Origin of the sequence: Qipengyuania aquimaris, from assembly GCF_009827445.1 — a bacterium.
In the GTDB taxonomy this organism is placed as follows: Bacteria; Pseudomonadota; Alphaproteobacteria; order Sphingomonadales; family Sphingomonadaceae; genus Qipengyuania; species Qipengyuania aquimaris.
This window is the reverse complement of the sequence record NZ_WTYI01000001.1, coordinates 2,471,499-2,488,183: the sequence shown is the minus strand read 5'-3', so window position 1 is coordinate 2,488,183 and position 16,685 is coordinate 2,471,499. Positions and strand designations below refer to the sequence as shown.

10 protein-coding genes are annotated in these 16,685 nt (G+C 61.6%); 6 read left to right on the top strand and 4 right to left on the bottom strand.

Features of this window, described 5'->3' with window-relative positions; translation table 11 throughout:
* Nucleotides 1-17: 17 nt before the first annotated feature.
* Nucleotides 18-1,502, top strand: coding sequence for a pyruvate kinase (pyk, locus tag GRI34_RS12175; protein ID WP_160596154.1), 1,485 nt, complete (start codon nucleotides 18-20; stop codon nucleotides 1,500-1,502).
* Here the strand turns inward: pyk and gltX are convergent.
* The 4 genes from gltX to rpoB all read right to left on the bottom strand — a co-directional run bounded on the left by gltX (nucleotide 1,499) and on the right by rpoB (nucleotide 13,998).
* Complete coding sequence (gene gltX, locus GRI34_RS12170; RefSeq protein WP_160596153.1) at nucleotides 1,499-2,845, bottom strand: glutamate--tRNA ligase; 1,347 nt, start codon at nucleotides 2,843-2,845, stop codon at nucleotides 1,499-1,501. The two genes, pyk and gltX, sit on opposite strands and share 4 nt — an antisense overlap.
* Before the next feature lie 79 nt (nucleotides 2,846-2,924).
* A complete protein-coding gene (locus GRI34_RS12165) occupies nucleotides 2,925-5,267 on the bottom strand; it encodes a putative bifunctional diguanylate cyclase/phosphodiesterase (protein WP_160596152.1) in 2,343 nt (780 codons plus the stop codon).
* 162 nt (nucleotides 5,268-5,429) lie between these two features.
* Nucleotides 5,430-9,758: a DNA-directed RNA polymerase subunit beta' gene (gene rpoC, locus GRI34_RS12160; protein WP_160596151.1), complete on the bottom strand. Its 4,329-nt coding sequence runs from the start codon at nucleotides 9,756-9,758 to the stop codon at nucleotides 5,430-5,432.
* Between the two features lie 58 nt (nucleotides 9,759-9,816).
* On the bottom strand, nucleotides 9,817-13,998 hold the full coding sequence (gene rpoB / locus GRI34_RS12155; protein ID WP_160596150.1) for a DNA-directed RNA polymerase subunit beta: 4,182 nt from the start codon (nucleotides 13,996-13,998) through the stop codon (nucleotides 9,817-9,819).
* A gap of 408 nt (nucleotides 13,999-14,406) precedes the next feature.
* Between rpoB and GRI34_RS13395 the strand changes: the two genes are divergently transcribed.
* The 5 genes from GRI34_RS13395 to rplL all read left to right on the top strand — a co-directional run bounded on the left by GRI34_RS13395 (nucleotide 14,407) and on the right by rplL (nucleotide 16,566).
* Complete coding sequence (locus tag GRI34_RS13395) at nucleotides 14,407-14,535, top strand: hypothetical protein (protein ID WP_267903956.1); 129 nt, start codon at nucleotides 14,407-14,409, stop codon at nucleotides 14,533-14,535.
* Between the two features lie 23 nt (nucleotides 14,536-14,558).
* A complete protein-coding gene (locus tag GRI34_RS12150) occupies nucleotides 14,559-15,089 on the top strand; it encodes a DUF2975 domain-containing protein (RefSeq protein WP_160596149.1) in 531 nt (176 codons plus the stop codon).
* Nucleotides 15,089-15,316, top strand: a complete 228-nt coding sequence (locus GRI34_RS12145) for a helix-turn-helix domain-containing protein (protein WP_090477482.1) — start codon at nucleotides 15,089-15,091, stop codon at nucleotides 15,314-15,316. The genes GRI34_RS12150 and GRI34_RS12145 overlap by 1 nt, the downstream gene beginning before the upstream one ends.
* Before the next feature lie 278 nt (nucleotides 15,317-15,594).
* Nucleotides 15,595-16,110 (top strand): 50S ribosomal protein L10, encoded by a 516-nt coding sequence (gene rplJ, locus GRI34_RS12140; RefSeq protein WP_090477480.1) that lies wholly within the window; start codon nucleotides 15,595-15,597, stop codon nucleotides 16,108-16,110.
* A 78-nt stretch (nucleotides 16,111-16,188) separates the two neighbouring features.
* On the top strand, nucleotides 16,189-16,566 hold the full coding sequence (gene rplL / locus GRI34_RS12135; RefSeq protein ID WP_090477479.1) for a 50S ribosomal protein L7/L12: 378 nt from the start codon (nucleotides 16,189-16,191) through the stop codon (nucleotides 16,564-16,566).
* Nucleotides 16,567-16,685 lie beyond the last annotated feature (119 nt).

Below are 16,685 nucleotides of genomic sequence, written 5' to 3'. Positions count from 1 at the left end.
TGCCATAGCGATGCCTCATGGCAAAGCCCCTCAAAGAGCGCGACGGCGCGCCCAAGCTCGATCCGCGTGGCCGCAAGGTCAAGATTCTTGCGACCGTAGGCCCGGCGAGCCGGTCTCCGGAAATGCTGGCCCGCCTGTTCCGCGCCGGGGTCGACGCCTTCCGCGTCAACATGAGCCATGGCGAACACGAAACCCACGCCGAAACGATCAAGGCGATCCGCGCGATGGAAAAGGAATTCCATCGCCCCATCGCCATCCTTGCCGACCTCCAGGGCCCGAAGCTGCGCGTCGGCAAGTTCAAGAACGGCGAGGCGGTCATTCGTCACTCGGGCCATTTCACGCTCGACCGCAATCCCGAGCCGGGCGATCACACCCGCGTCGAATTGCCGCATCCCGAACTCTTCGGCCTGCTTGAAAAAGGCCAGCGCCTGCTGATCAACGACGGCAAGATACGCCTCAAAGTGATCCGCGCGGACGAAAACGAGATCCTGTGTTCGGCAGAAGTCGGCGGCGTGATCTCGGACCGCAAGGGCGTCAACGTGCCCGATGCCGAAGTGCCCATTCCGGCGCTTACCGAGAAGGACCGCCGCGACCTCGCTTTCGCGGTCCAGCAGGGCGTCGACTGGATCGGCCTCTCCTTCGTCCAGCGTCCCGAAGATCTTGCCGAAGCGCGCAAGCTGATGGGCGGATATGGCGCGCTGTGCGCCAAGATCGAAAAGCCGATGGCGGTCAGGCGCCTCGACGAGATTATCGAACTGTCCGACGGCATCATGGTCGCCCGCGGCGATCTTGGTGTGGAACTGGAGCCGCAGGAAGTCCCCCCGCTCCAGAAGCAGATCGTCAACAAGACGCGCACCGCCGGCAAGCCGGTCATCGTGGCGACGCAGATGCTGGAAAGCATGATCGAAAGCCCCGCCCCGACCCGCGCCGAAGTCTCGGACGTGGCGAATGCGGTCTACGACGGCGCGGACGCGGTCATGCTTTCTGCGGAAACGGCAGCGGGCGAATGGCCTGAAGAGGCGGTCACCATCATGCACCGCATCGCCCGGCAGGTCGAAAGCGATGAGGCGTACCTGCCGCGCGTGCGCTTTCTCGACACGCCGCCCGACCGCACCACTGCCGACGCGCTGGCGCATGCCTGCATGACCGTGGCCGACACGGTCGCCATTTCCGCGATCACGGTCTTCACCGGCTCCGGCAGCACGGCCCGCCGCGTCGCGCGCGAGCGACCGAGCGTGCCGATGATGGTCCTGACGCCGAGCATGAAGACGGCGCGCCGCCTTGCCTTGCTATGGGGCGCGCATGCCGTTGCCACCAAGGATATCGGCAGCTTCGAAGAGATGATCGCCAAGGGCAAGCGCATGGCGCTGCGCCATCGGTTCGCAGCTGCGGGCAACAAGCTCATCGCCCTCGCCGGTGTGCCCTTCGGCACTCCCGGATCGACCAACCTGATGCACGTGGTGACGATCGCCGGTGACGAGCTGGACAAGCACGAAAATTAGGTCGAGGCGCGCACCAGTCGCGCCTTCGCCTCTTCTTCGCCGATCAGCGGGAGCAGCTCCCCCATGTCCGGCCCGTGATCCATGCCGGTGAGCGCCTGGCGCAGCGGCAGGAACAGCGGCTTGCCCTTGCGGCCACTCGCTTCCTTCAGCGCAGCGGTGAGGGAGCGCCAGGGATCATCGCCCCACTCCAGCAAGTCGGCGGCCTGCGACAGGAAAGCGCGATCTTCGTTGGAGAATTCCGGTTGCTCGATCGGCCCGGTCACCAGCTTCCACCAGTTTGCTGCTTCGCTGACATGCGAAAGGTTCGGGCGGACCGCATGCCAGCCGGCCTCGTCCATGCCTTGGGGAAGGCGGTGCCGGACCGTCTCATAATCCATCTGGTGCACGATCGCCGCATTGAGACGGTCGAGTTCGGTATCGTCGAACTTCGCCGGCGCACGGCCGAATGTCGTTAGGTCGAACGTGTCGACCAGAACCTGCCGGTCGGCGATCGGCTCGACAGATTGCGAGGTGCCGAGCCGCGCCAGTAAGGCGACAATCGCTTCGGGTTCGATATCGCGCTCGCGGAAGCTGTCGCAGCCGAGCGAGCCAAGGCGTTTCGACAGCTTGCCTTCCTTGCCGACGAGCAAGGCTTCATGTGCGAAGTCGGGCATTTTTGCTGCAGGATATTGTGCAGCAACAAGTGCGGTAAACATCTGAATTTGAACGGCTGTATTGCTCACATGGTCCTCGCCGCGCAGCACCTGTGTAACACCCATATCGAGATCGTCGACCGCGCTGGGTAGCATGTAGAGCCAGCTTCCGTCAGCCCTGCGAATAACCGGGTCCGATAGCTGTGCAGGATCGAATTTCTGCTTGCCACGCACGCCATCGTCCCACTCGATCGGTTCGTCATGATCGAGCTGGAAACGCCAGTGCGGCGCAACGCCCTCGGCTTCCTTTGCGGCACGATCGGCATCGCTCAGCTGGAGAGCGGCACGATCGTAGATCGGCGGCAAGCCCCGGCCCAACTGGATCTTTCGCTTGAGTTCGAGCTCCTGCGCGGTTTCGTACGCCGGATAGATGCGTCCTGCAGCCAGGAGCGCGTCGAATGCCGACTGGTACAGCGCAAGCCGTTCGGACTGCCGCTCCTCGCCGTCCGCCGCAAGCCCGAGCCATGCAAGATCGGCGCGGATCGCTTCGACATACTCCTCGCGACTGCGCGCCGCATCGGTATCATCGATGCGCAGGATGAAGCGCCCGCCCGATTTCCTCGCCAGCATCCAGTTGTGCAAGGCGGTGCGGATATTGCCGACATGGAGGTTCCCCGTCGGTGACGGGGCGAAACGCGTAATAGTGGTCATGACAGGCGCCGATAGCGCAGCCGGTCGCCTATGGCGAGAAGAGTAGTGCCTGCCCTTATGTTAGCGAGTGTTGACCGGCTCAGGCGGCCTGGCCGCCCCGACGCTTCAGCGCCGCCTTGCGCGCCTGCCGGTAATCGATCACCGCCTTCTCCACCGGTGCCTCGGCCACTTCTTCGGGTTGGATCGTCACCGAGGAAATCTTCTCGGCCAGCAGCGGCTTGCTGATCAGGAAGCCCTGTGCCTCTTTCACGCCGAGCTTGCGCAGCAGATCGAGCTGGCGTCTGTCCTCGACGCCTTCTGCCGTCGTTTCCATATCCATAGCTTCCGCCAATCGCGTGATAGTGGATACGATGGCCTGGCTACCGATGTCGGAATTGAGGTCGCGAACGAAAGTGCGGTCGATCTTGATGCGGTCGAAGGGGAAGCGCCGCAAATAGGCGAGCGAAGAAAAGCCGGTGCCGAAATCATCGAGCGCGATTTTAAGACCCATTTCGCGCATCCGCATGAGCGTGTCGCGATTGGCATCGCTTTGATCCATCAACACATGCTCGGTGATTTCAAGTTCGACGCGGTGGGCCGGATAATCCGTTTCCCGCAGCGCCTGCGACAAGGTCGCCACGATCCTGGAATCGGCAACCTGCGTGGTCGACAGGTTGATGGCCACGCGGAAATCACCGGCCCAATCGACCGTTTCGGCCAAGGCCGTGCGGATGACCCAATCGCCGATGGGCATGATCAGCCCGGTTTCTTCGGCGATGGTGAGAAATTCGCTCGGGCCCAGAACGCCGCGCTCTGGATGATACCACCTCAACAGAGCCTCGTATCCGGTAGCCTGCCCGGTTTCCAATTCGATGATCGGTTGGAAATGCAGCCTGAACTGGTCCCGTGCGAGCGCTTCGCCGAGGTCCGTTTCAAGCGAGCGTCGTTCGCGAGCCTGCTGATCCAGCGAATGCTCGAAAATCGCCAGGTTGTCGCGTCCCTTGTTCTTGGCAGCGTAGAGCGCAAGGTCGGCGCGGCGCATCAGCTCTTCCGCATCGCAATCGCCGTCATGGCATCGCGCCACGCCCACGCTGGTGGACACCTTGTAGCTGTGCCCGTCGATTTCATATGGCGCCCTGACCACCGACAGGAAACGGTGCGCCCGTTCGATAAGCATGCCGTCGCCGGCGCGTGTCTCGATAAGCACGGCAAACTCGTCGCCGCCAAGGCGCGCGACCGTATCTTCGTCACGCACCTCGCAGGCGAGGCGCTCGGCGACTTCGCGCAGCAGGCGGTCTCCGACCAGATGTCCGCGCGTATCATTGATGGCCTTGAAGTCGTCCAGATCGAGATAGAACAAAGCCACGTTGGCGCCGCTCGATCTGCTATCGCCGAGCAATTCGCGCAGGCGCTCATTGAAGAGGTAGCGGTTGGCCAGATTGGTCAGGCTGTCATAGTGCGCCATCAAGGTGACGCGCTCTTCGATCAGGCGATCCGCTGTCACATCGCGCGCGACGCCGCTCATGCTGCCATCGGTGCGCGGGCGGGCGGAAAGTTGCCAGAAGCGCGGCGCTCCCTCGATGGAGACACTCACCGCTATATCGCGAAATGCATGCGCGTTGAGGATATGCTGCGATAGCAAATCGCGGCCCTCGCCCGGCCGCACCAGGTCGAGAATGGATGTCCCTTCGAGTTCTTCGGGATCGCGGGCGCAAGCTCTGGCGAAACGCTCGCTTACCTCTCGAAGATTGCCCTGCCGGTCGATGATCCACAGCCAGTCCGTCGATTGTTCTTCGTAGTCGTTGAGCAGCAACGCCACAGTCGCGCTGGCTTCTTCGCGCTCGACATCTGCGGTGACTGCTGCCTGGAAAGCGGCATCCATCCGGCCGACTGCGGTCCACAGCGCCATGGCGTAAATCACGAGGACCAGGGCAATCGGCAGCGATTGCGCGCCCACGCTCAGCCACGCCGAGGTAATGAGCGCCGCAAGCAGGAGCGAGATATGGACGTAGCCCGCAAGCGGGACAGCCCGGTGAATAAGCAGGACGCCGACGAGCATTGCAGTGCCGACCACGCCAAGCAGGGCGATTTCCAGGCCCTGGGCAGTCAGGGCGAAGAGGATGAAGCCCGCCGCCCAGAGCGAACTTGTCACGATCATCCAGCCGGTGACCCTGCGGTAATCGCGGGTCAGCGCCTCTTCATCATGCTCGTCAGGGTCGAGCGTCGCGAAGAAATAGGCGCGCACGGTGAATGCCAGGGCGGCAACGATCGCCCAAGACAGCAGCGGGGCGCGCCACTTGGATTCGTCGAAGCCGACAATAAGGACAGCGGCAGATGCAAGGGCCGACGCGGTCGCGAGCGTATTGCCGGCGATGACCGCACGCATCCTGCGCACCAGTAGCAGCCGGCACACCTCTTCGCTGTTAGCGGTCGGTTTTCCCATTCGGCCCCCGGTTCTCGCGCCTCACCGCGCGTATCCCACTGCATTGTAACCGAAACAGCCAGCCAATGTATAGCGGCAAGGAGGCCGTCTTGGCTGATCCATGAAAAAGCCCCGCCGGATCGCTCCGGCGGGGCCAATTCAGTTCAGGTCCGAAAGTCCGGCTTATTCGCCGTCCTTGGCCTCTTCGTTGAGGTAATCGCCCGCATCGGCATCGGTGCCGTGGGTTTCACCTTCCATTACTGCCAGCGGATCGTCGCCGATCGCAGCTTCGGGGCCCTGGGCAAGTTCCGCCTCGTGCTCTTCTTTTGCGGTATTGGCGGCAATGATCGCTTCCTGAGCCTTCTTCCACTGTGCACGCAGCGCAGCGTCGCGGCTGGAGGCGGTCACACGCATCCGGTTCATGCCCGCGCCGGTACCGGCAGGGATGAGACGGCCCACGATGACGTTTTCCTTGAGACCGACCAGCGTGTCCTTCTTGCCCTCGACCGAAGCCTGGGTAAGCACGCGGGTGGTTTCCTGGAACGATGCCGCCGAGATGAACGAACGCGTCTGGAGCGAGGCCTTGGTGATGCCGAGCAGGATCGGAGTGCCGGTGGCGTGCTCCTTGTTCCGGCCAAGCTTCGCATTGGTCTCGTTGAGTTCTTCCAGATCGACTTGTTCGCCCGGCAGAAGCACCGTGTCGCCGCCGTTGGTGATCTCGACCTTCTGCAGCATCTGGCGAACGATCACCTCGATGTGCTTGTCGTTGATCTTCACGCCCTGCAGTCGGTAGACTTCCTGGATCTCGTTGACGAGATACTCGGCCAGCGCCTCGATCCCGAGAACATCGAGGATGTCGTGCGGGTTCGGCGAGCCAGAGATGAGCGTATCGCCCTTCTTGACGAAGTCGCCTTCCTGAACGTCGATCACCTTGGTCTTGGGGATCAGGTACTCGACTGCATCACCTTCCTCCGGAACGATCGCGATCTTGCGCTTCGCCTTGTATTCGCGGACGAATTCGATCTTGCCCGAAATCTTGGCGATGATCGCATTGTCCTTCGGCACGCGGGCCTCGAACAGTTCGGCAACACGCGGCAGACCACCGGTGATGTCACGGGTCTTGGCAGCTTCACGCGAAGCACGGGCAAGGATGTCACCTGCCTCGACCTGCTGGCCATCTTCGACCGACAGTGCGGTACCCGGCGCCAGCATGTAGCGTGCAGCTTCGTTCTCGTCGCCCGCATCGTTGAAGAGAGTCAGGCGCGGACGCAGGTCTTCTTTCTTCTTGCGACCGCCGGTGCGGATGTCGGTGACAACACGCTGGGCGATACCGGTGGCATCGTCGACGCGTTCTTCCATCGAAGTACCGTCGATGAGGTCCTGGAACTTCACCACGCCCGAAGTTTCGGTGATGATCGGCAGCGAGAACGGATCCCATTCCGCCAGGCGATCGCCTTCCTTCACCTTGCCGCCATCCTTGTGCATCAACACGGTACCGTAAGGCACCTTGTGGATTTCGCGCTCACGACCTTCGGCGTCGATGACTGCCAGTTCGCCGTTGCGGGCGAGCGACAGGATACGACCCTTCTTGTCGACGATGGTCGGCATGTCGCGATAAACGACCTTACCGTCCGAGATCGCTTCGAGGTGGCTCGTTTCGTTGAGCTGTGCGGCACCACCGATGTGGAAGGTACGCATGGTCAGCTGCGTACCCGGCTCACCGATCGACTGTGCAGCGATAACGCCGACAGCTTCACCGATGTTTACCGGGGTACCGCGGGCAAGGTCACGGCCGTAGCAAGTCGCGCATACGCCCTGCTTGGCTTCGCAGACCAGCGGGCTGCGGATCTTGGCGACCTGCGTTTCCGCTTCTTCGATGGCCTTGACCATCGGCTCGTCGACGAGCGTGCCTGCCTTGACGATCACTTCGCCGGTGGCGGCGTTCACGATGTCTTCGGCAACCGTACGGCCCAGGATACGCTCACCGATCGAGGCGATAACGCTACCGCCCTGGACGATGGCGCGCATTTCCAGCGCATTGTCGGTCTTGCAGTCTTCCTCGACGATGACGCAGTCCTGCGACACGTCGACCAGACGACGGGTCAGGTAACCCGAGTTCGCCGTCTTGAGCGCCGTATCCGCGAGACCCTTACGGGCACCGTGGGTCGAGTTGAAGTACTCAAGGACGTTCAGGCCTTCCTTGAAGTTCGAGATAATCGGGTTCTCGATGATCTCGCCCGAAGGTTTCGCCATCAGGCCGCGCATACCGGCGAGCTGCTTCATCTGCGCGGGGCTACCACGCGCACCGGAGTGGCTCATCATGTAGATCGAGTTGATCTGCGCTTCCTTGCCGTCCTTGTCGACTGGCTGCGACTTGATCTCTTCCATCATGGCGTCGGCCACGCGGTCGCCGCACTGGCTCCACGCGTCGATGACCTTGTTGTACTTTTCCTGCTGGGTGATCAGGCCGTCCTGGTACTGCTGCTCGTAGTCGGCAACCAGCGCCTTGGTCTCTTCGACCATGCCCACCTTGCTTTCCGGAATGATCATGTCGTCCTTGCCGAACGAGATGCCGGCCTTGAACGCGTGGCGGAAGCCCAGCGACATGATCGCGTCGGCGAACAACACCGTGTCCTTCTGGCCGGTGTGACGATAAACCTCGTCGATCACGTCGGCGATGTCCTTCTTCGTCAGCAGGCGGTTGACGATGTCGAAGGGAACCTTGTGGTTCTTCGGCAGGCATTCGCCGATCAGCATACGGCCCGGGGTCGTGACGAAACGCTTCATCTCGACCTTGCCCTTCTCATCGGCCTGCGGGACGCGGGCCATGATCTTGGAGTGCAGGGTCACGTCCTTGTTTTCCAGGGCGTGGTGCACTTCGGCCATGTCGCTGAACATCGGCAGCTGCTCGTGCTTTTCGCCATCGTCGCCTTCGATGAATTCGGGCGTCTTCTCCTGGCGTTCCATCGACAGGTAATAGAGGCCCAGGACCATGTCCTGCGAAGGCACGATGATCGGCTTGCCGTTGGCGGGCGAGAGGATGTTGTTGGTCGACATCATCAGGACGCGCGCTTCCAGCTGCGCCTCGAGGCTCAGCGGGACGTGGACGGCCATCTGGTCGCCGTCGAAGTCGGCGTTGAAGGCGGCGCAGACCAGCGGGTGAAGCTGGATTGCCTTACCCTCGATCAGGACCGGTTCGAAAGCCTGGATGCCGAGACGGTGAAGCGTGGGCGCGCGGTTCAGCAGAACCGGGTGCTCGCGGATCACTTCGTCGAGGATGTCCCAGACTTCCTTGCGTTCCTTTTCGACCCACTTCTTCGCCTGCTTGAGGGTCATCGAAAGACCCTTGGCATCGAGGCGGGCGTAGATGAACGGCTTGAACAGTTCGAGCGCCATCTTCTTGGGCAGGCCGCACTGGTGCAGCTTGAGTTCCGGACCGGTCACGATGACCGAACGGCCCGAATAGTCGACGCGCTTACCCAGAAGGTTCTGGCGGAAGCGGCCCTGCTTGCCCTTGAGCATGTCGGATAGCGACTTCAGCGGACGCTTGTTGGCACCCGTGATGACGCGGCCGCGGCGGCCGTTGTCGAACAGCGCATCGACCGATTCCTGCAGCATGCGCTTTTCGTTACGCACGATGATGTCCGGCGCACGCAGCTCCATGAGGCGCTTGAGGCGGTTGTTACGGTTGATGACGCGGCGATAGAGGTCGTTGAGGTCGGACGTTGCGAACCGGCCACCGTCCAGCGGGACGAGCGGGCGCAATTCCGGCGGAATGACCGGCACGACTTCCAGGATCATCCATTCCGGACGGTTGCCGGATTCGATGAAGCTTTCGACGACCTTGAGGCGCTTGATGATCTTTGCGGGCTTGAGCTTCGACTTGGTGGTCGCAAGCTCTTCCAGCAGATCTTCCTTTTCCTGCTCCAGATCGAGATCCATGAGCATCATCTTCACGGCTTCGGCGCCGATCGATGCGGAGAAAGCGTCTTCGCCGTATTCGTCCTGCGCTTCGAGCATTTCGTCTTCGGTCAGCAGCTGGAACTTCTCCAGCGGCGTGAGGCCGGGTTCGACGACGATGTAGCTTTCGAAGTAGAGGACGCGCTCAAGCTGCTTGAGCTGCATGTCGAGCAGCAGGCCGATGCGCGACGGCAGCGACTTCAGGAACCAGATGTGCGCGACCGGAGCGGCAAGCTCGATGTGGCCCATGCGCTCGCGGCGGACCTTGGTCACGGTGACTTCGACGCCGCACTTTTCGCAGACGACGCCCTTGTACTTCATGCGCTTGTACTTGCCGCACAGGCATTCGTAGTCCTTCACCGGACCGAAGATGCGCGCGCAGAAGAGGCCGTCACGCTCGGGCTTGAACGTACGGTAATTGATCGTTTCCGGCTTCTTGATTTCGCCGAAGGACCACGAACGGATGCGCTCGGGGCTGGCGATGCCAATCTGGATCTCGTCGAAGGTTTCGGGCTTCGCGAGCTGGTTGGTGAATTTGGTCAGTTCGTTCATGACTTAATTTCCCAAGGGGTATTTCTAATGGGCGGAAAGCGGAGGGGGCGTTGGCCCCCTATTCCGCCGCGATCGCGAGGCCGTCGTCGTCTTCGTCGTCGGCAAGCGACTTCAATTCGACGTTGAGACCCAGGCTGCGCATTTCCTTGACGAGCACGTTGAAGCTCTCCGGAATGCCGGCCTCGAAGGTGTCGTCACCCTTGACGATGGCTTCGTAGACCTTGGTACGGCCGATCACGTCGTCCGACTTCACGGTGAGGATTTCCTGCAGCGTGTAGGCTGCACCGTAGGCCTGGAGTGCCCAGACCTCCATCTCACCAAAGCGCTGGCCGCCGAACTGCGCCTTACCGCCCAGCGGCTGCTGGGTGACGAGGCTGTAGGGGCCGATCGAACGGGCGTGGATCTTGTCGTCGACCAGGTGGTGCAGCTTGAGCATGTAAATGATGCCCACGGTGACCTTGCGGTCGAACGCTTCACCGGTGCGGCCGTCGTAGAGGACCGACTGACCGTCCGCGTCGAGACCGGCCTTTTCCAGTTCCACGGTCACATCGCCTTCGCGCGCACCGTCGAAGACCGGCGTACCCATCGGCACACCTGTACGCAGGTTGCTCGCGAGTTCGACGATTTCTTCGGTCGAGCGGCTATCGATCGCATCGTGGTAACGCTCGCCGTAGGTGTCCTTCAGGCGCTCGATCACCGCTTCCGGGGGCTTGACCTTCGAATAGTCTTCGGCGGCGTTCGGGTTGGCAGCCTTCCACTCTTCGAGCTGACGGCCGATCTCCATGCCCAGGTTACGGGCAGCCATGCCGAGGTGCGTTTCGAAGATCTGTCCGACGTTCATGCGCGAAGGCACGCCCAGCGGGTTCAGCACGATGTCGACCGGCGTACCGTCTTCGAGGAACGGCATGTCCTCGACCGGCAGGATGCGCGAAATGACACCCTTGTTACCGTGACGGCCGGCCATCTTGTCGCCCGGCTGAAGCTTGCGCTTCACGGCAACGAAGACCTTGACCATCTTGAGCACGCCCGGTGCGAGTTCGTCACCACGCTCGAGCTTTTCCTTACGGTCTTCGAACTTTTCGTCGATGACCTTCACGCTCTCGTCGTACTGGGTCTTCACCGCTTCGAGCTGCTGCTGGCGGTTGTCGTCCGCAACGGCGAACTTGAACCACTCGTGCTTGTCGATGCCTTCGAGGACGTCGAGAGTGATCTCGCTGCCCTTTTTGACGCCCTTCGGTGCTGCCGAAGCGGTCTGGCCGACCAGCATGTCGCGCAGGCGGTTGTAGGTCGCACGGTTCAGGATCGCGCGTTCGTCGGCGGCATCCTTGCGGAGGCGTTCGATTTCCTCGTTTTGGATGGCGCGCGTACGGTCGTCGATCTCGATACCGTGACGGTTGAAGACGCGGACTTCCACGACAGTACCGGCAACGCCCGGCGGCAGGCGGAGCGAGGTGTCGCGCACGTCGCTGGCCTTTTCACCGAAGATGGCGCGCAAGAGCTTTTCTTCCGGCGTCATCGGGCTTTCGCCCTTTGGCGTGATCTTGCCGCACAGGATATCGCCCGGGTGCACTTCGGCGCCGATGTAGACGATGCCCGCCTCGTCGAGGTTGCGCAGGGCTTCCTCGCCGACGTTCGGGATGTCGCGGGTGATGTCTTCCGGTCCGAGCTTGGTGTCGCGGGCCATGACTTCGAATTCCTCGATGTGGATCGAGGTGAAGACGTCGTCCTTCACGATACGCTCGGAGATGAGGATACTATCCTCGTAGTTGTAGCCGTTCCAGGGCATGAAGGCGACGAGGCTGTTGCGGCCCACCGCCAGTTCGCCGAGGTCGGTCGAGGGGCCGTCGGCAATGACGTCGCCCGGTGCGACCGTTTCGCCCACCTTCACCAGCGGACGCTGGTTGATGCAGGTGTTCTGGTTCGAACGCTGGAACTTCTGGAGCGTGTAGATGTCAACGCCCGACTGGCCGGGTTCGACATCGCCGATGGCGCGGATCACGATACGCGTGGCGTCGACCTGGTCGACGATGCCGCCGCGCTTGGCGGTGATCGCCGCGCCGGAATCGCGCGCCACGGTTTCTTCCATGCCGGTGCCGACCCAAGGCGCTTCCGCCTTGACCAGCGGCACGGCCTGGCGCTGCATGTTGGCGCCCATCAGTGCGCGGTTGGCGTCATCGTTTTCCAGGAACGGAATGAGCGATGCACCGACCGAGACGAGCTGCTTGGGGCTGACATCCATCAGCGTGATCGTTTCACGCGGAGCCATGAGGTTGTCGCCGGCCTGACGGGCCGAGACCAGCTCTTCCACGAAGCCACCCTTGTCGTCGAGATCGGCCGAAGCCTGTGCGACGGTGTGCTTCTGCTCTTCCATCGCCGAAAGGTAGACGACCTCGTCGGTGACCTTGTTGTCCTTGACCTTGCGATACGGCGTTTCGATGAAACCGTACTTGTTGACGCGAGCGAAGGTCGAGAGCGAGTTGATCAGACCGATGTTCGGGCCTTCCGGCGTTTCGATCGGGCAGATACGGCCATAGTGCGTCGGGTGAACGTCGCGGACTTCGAAGCCTGCGCGCTCACGCGTGAGGCCGCCCGGGCCAAGCGCCGAAACGCGGCGCTTGTGGGTGACTTCCGACAGCGGGTTGGTCTGGTCCATGAACTGCGAGAGCTGCGAGGAACCGAAAAACTCGCGCACGGCAGCCACAGCGGGCTTCGCGTTGATCAGGTCGTTCGGCATGACGGTCGACACGTCGACGCTGCTCATGCGCTCCTTCACCGCGCGCTCCATGCGCAGCAGGCCGACGCGGTACTGGTTTTCCAGCAGTTCGCCGACCGAGCGGACACGGCGGTTGCCGAGGTTGTCGATGTCGTCGACTTCGCCCTTGCCGTCCTTCAGGTCGACCAGTTCCTTGACCACGGCGAGGATGTCTTCCTTGCGCAGCGTGGTGACGGTGTCTTCGGCATCGAGGTCGAGACGCATGTTGAGCTTGACGCGGCCGACGGCCGACAGGTCGTAACGCTCACCGTCGAAGAACAGGCCTTCGAACAGCGCTTCTGCGGTTTCCTTGGTCGGCGGTTCGCCGGGACGCATGACCTTGTAGATCGCTTCCAGGCCTTCATCACGGTTTTCGGCCTTGTCGACCTTCATCGTGTTGCGGATCCAGGGACCGGTGGTGATGTGGTCGATGTCGAGCAGGTCGAGGCTGTCGACGCCGGCAGCGTCGAGCACTTCGAGGTTCTCTGCCGAGACTTCGTCGCCCGCTTCGATGTAGATGCGGCCGGTGCTTTCGTCGATCAGGTCTTCGCTGGCGTAACGGCCGAAGACTTCTTCGGTCGGCAGCAGCAGGGTTTCCAGACCGTCCTTGGCAGCCTTGTTGGCGGCACGCGGGCTGATCTTCTGGCCTGCCGGGAAGACTTCTTCACCGGTCTTGGCATCCACCAGCGGGAAAGCCGGCTTCTGGCCGCGCCAGTTTTCCGCGACGAACGGCAGTTCCCAGCCGTCCTTGGCGCGCTTCCAGGTAACCTTGTCGTAGAAGTGGTCGAGGATGCCTTCGCTATCGAGGCCGAGGGCGTACAGCAGCGCAGTGACCGGCAGCTTGCGCTTGCGGTCGATACGCACGTTGACCACGTCCTTGGCGTCGAATTCGAAATCGAGCCACGAACCGCGGTACGGAATGATGCGGGCGGCGAACAGCAGCTTGCCCGAGGAGTGGGTCTTGCCGCGGTCATGGTCGAACAGCACACCCGGCGAACGGTGCATCTGCGACACGATAACGCGCTCGGTGCCGTTGATGATGAAGGTACCGTTGTCCGTCATCAGGGGCATGTCGCCCATGTAGACGTCCTGCTCCTTGATATCGAGGACGGAGCGGGTCTCTGTTTCCTGGTCGACTTCAAAGACGATCAGGCGCAGCGTGACCTTCATCGGCGCGGCGTAGGTGATGCCGCGCTGGCGGCATTCGACGATGTCGTATTTCGGCTGTTCGAGCTCGTAATGCACGAAGTCGAGTTCGGCAGTGCCCGCGAAGTCGCGGATCGGGAAGACCGAACGCAGCGTCTTTTCGAGGCCGGAGACGTAATCGATCTCCTTGTTCGAACGCAGGAACTGTTCGTAGCTCTCGCGCTGAACCTCGATCAGGTTCGGCATGTCGACGACTTCGTGGATGTCGCCGAAAATCTTGCGGATACGCCGCTTTGCGGTGCCCGACGATGTATTGCGGGGTGCCTTCGCCTTGGTAGCCATAAAGGAGCTCGTGCCTCTTTTCGTGTGCCTGCAACCCCGCGCGGACAGGGCTGCCAATAGATGTCTCATGCGCGTGAGAGCCGTATCGCGAGACGCAAAAAGGCCGCAGGACAAGCACGCCCGGTCGGGCGGCGGCTGCAGCTCTTAGAGAACGTCGCGATATGGAAACGCCGCTTCCATCCTGGTTCCGATCCCCGCGCATGAATCGGACTCGCTCGAAGCGTGCGGTCGGGTGAGCATGTAGGAAGCGTGCAGGGGAAAGTCAAACAGGCGATGCGCGCAAAAACGACAGAATCGCGTGCCTCATGGCTTTCGATATGAGATATATCGTTTTTCAATATTATCGATTGACAATAAAAGCGACTCGCCCTATTGATTATCGATATCGATCATCAAGGAGTTCGATAAATGCCCCGTTTTGCCAACCATATCGTCGCTGTCTTTGCAGCTGTCACCATCACCGTTCTTTCGATGCAGACAATCGTCTCGGTCCCGACCGCCCAACTTGCTGTGGTCGAGACGCCTGCCATCGCCTGAACCTAACGTCTGGAGATCAAATCATGACAAGCAGGAAGTCCGATCCGCTTCTGACCGCAGGCAAGATCATGACCGTATTGCTGATGGCGATCACGGCCCTGGTCGCGATGCTGTTGGTCACCCTCGTCCCATTTCTTCTGTTTCATAAAGGCGACTTCGCCGCGACTGTCGCAGCAGCCGGGGGTTCCTATGTGCCGGCCCTGATGCTGACCATCCTCGTGCTCGCCTCTATTGCTTGCGTCGTAATGATGGCGTTTCACTTCTTCCAATTGCTTGGAAGGCTGATCGATACTGTCAGTCAGGGCGACCCCTTCACCAACGAAAATGCGCAGCGCCTCACCCGGATGGGCTGGATCGCGCTGATCTTCCAGATCGCGTCTTTCCCGATCGCGGCCATGGCTGTCTATCTTCAGAAGTTCTTCCCGGCAGAGGAGCTGTCGATCGACATCGACTTCTCGCTCACCGGCGTGTTGCTTGCGATTGTCCTCTTCATCCTTGCCCGCGTATTCCGCCACGGCGCCGCGATGCGCGAAGATCTCGAAGGGACCGTGTGATGCCAGCCGAAGACGAAGGAGCCACCATCATGGTCAAACTCGACGACCTCCTGCACGAACGCCGCATGACGCTGACCGAACTGGCGGAACGCGTCGGCCTCACCCTCGCCAACCTGTCCATCCTCAAGACCGGCAAGGCCAAGGCGATCCGTTTCTCGACGCTGGCGGCCATCTGCCGGGAACTGGATTGCCAGCCGGGCGACCTGCTTTCCTACGAGAATGCTTGACTCAGCCCACGAAATCCTTAGAGGCCCGCCGCGAAGGCGGGTCTCTTTGTATTCGCCCTCATCCGTCCGAGACAGTTGGTGACCGGGATTTGCCGGTCTTAATTTCCAGCCTAGACGGGGAAAAGAGATTTTCCGGCAGGCTTGATGTCCGCCGTTTCGCGCCAGATGGCGCACTCCTTCCCCCATCAACGGACTCGCCCGTGTTGTTTCGACAGCATGGACAAACGTAGCCGATCCCGGCGGAGCCATCCGGCGGGGTCATAGTGAAGGAGTATGGCATGGATCGTTCGCAGAAAGCCGATGCGGTCGCCCAGCTCAACGAAGTCTTCAACCAGGCTGGCGTGGTCGTCGTGACCCGCAACCTGGGCCTTACGGTCGCACAGTCGACCGAATTGCGTACGAAGATGCGTGAAGCCGGTGCGTCCTACCAGGTTGCGAAGAACCGTCTCGCCAAGCTCGCTCTCGACGGTACCGATTACACCGGTATCGCCGACCACCTGACCGGCCCGACCGCCCTCGCTTACAGCGAAGACCCGGTTGCAGCTGCCAAGGTGGCAGTGGATTTCGCCAAGACGAACGAGAAGCTCGAAATCGTCGGCGGTTCCATGGGAGCGGTTGCGCTCGACGAAGCCGGGGTCAAGGCACTCGCCTCGATGCCGAGCCTCGACGAACTGCGTGGCACGATCGTGGGCCTCCTCAACGCGCCGGCAACCAAGGTTGTCCGCACGGTCAAGGAACCCGTTTCGATGCTCGCACGCGTCTTCGGTGCCTATGGCGCCAAGGAAGCGGCGTAAGAGACCTCTCGCAAACGCGACTTATTCATCGGGGCAAACCAATCATCCGCCCCGGCCTATTTATTGGAGTGAAACATCATGGCTGATATCGCCAAGCTTGTTGAAGAACTGTCGAAGCTGACTGTCATGGAAGCCGCTGAGCTTGCCAAGGCACTTGAAGAAGAGTGGGGCGTAAGCGCCGCTGCTGCTGTTGCTGTTGCTGGCCCCGCCGGCGGCGGTGACGCAGGTGCCGCTGCTGAAGAAAAGGACGAATTCGACGTCGTCCTCACCGGCGACGGTGGCAAGAAGATCCAGGTCATCAAGGAAGTCCGCGCCATCACCGGTCTCGGCCTTACCGAAGCCAAGGCTCTTGTCGAAGGCGCTCCCAAGGCGCTCAAGGAAGGCGTCAACAAGGCTGAAGCCGAAGAAATCAAGGGCAAGATCGAAGCAGCCGGCGGTACCGTCGAGCTCAAGTAAGCTTCGTTCAGCTTTCGCTGATTTTGAAGAAGGGCGGTGCCGCAAGGCGCCGCCCTTTTTTGCGCCCGGCACCATTCTTGATCGCCGGGAATCCCTCTTGCGGGGGCGCTTGCCTCACC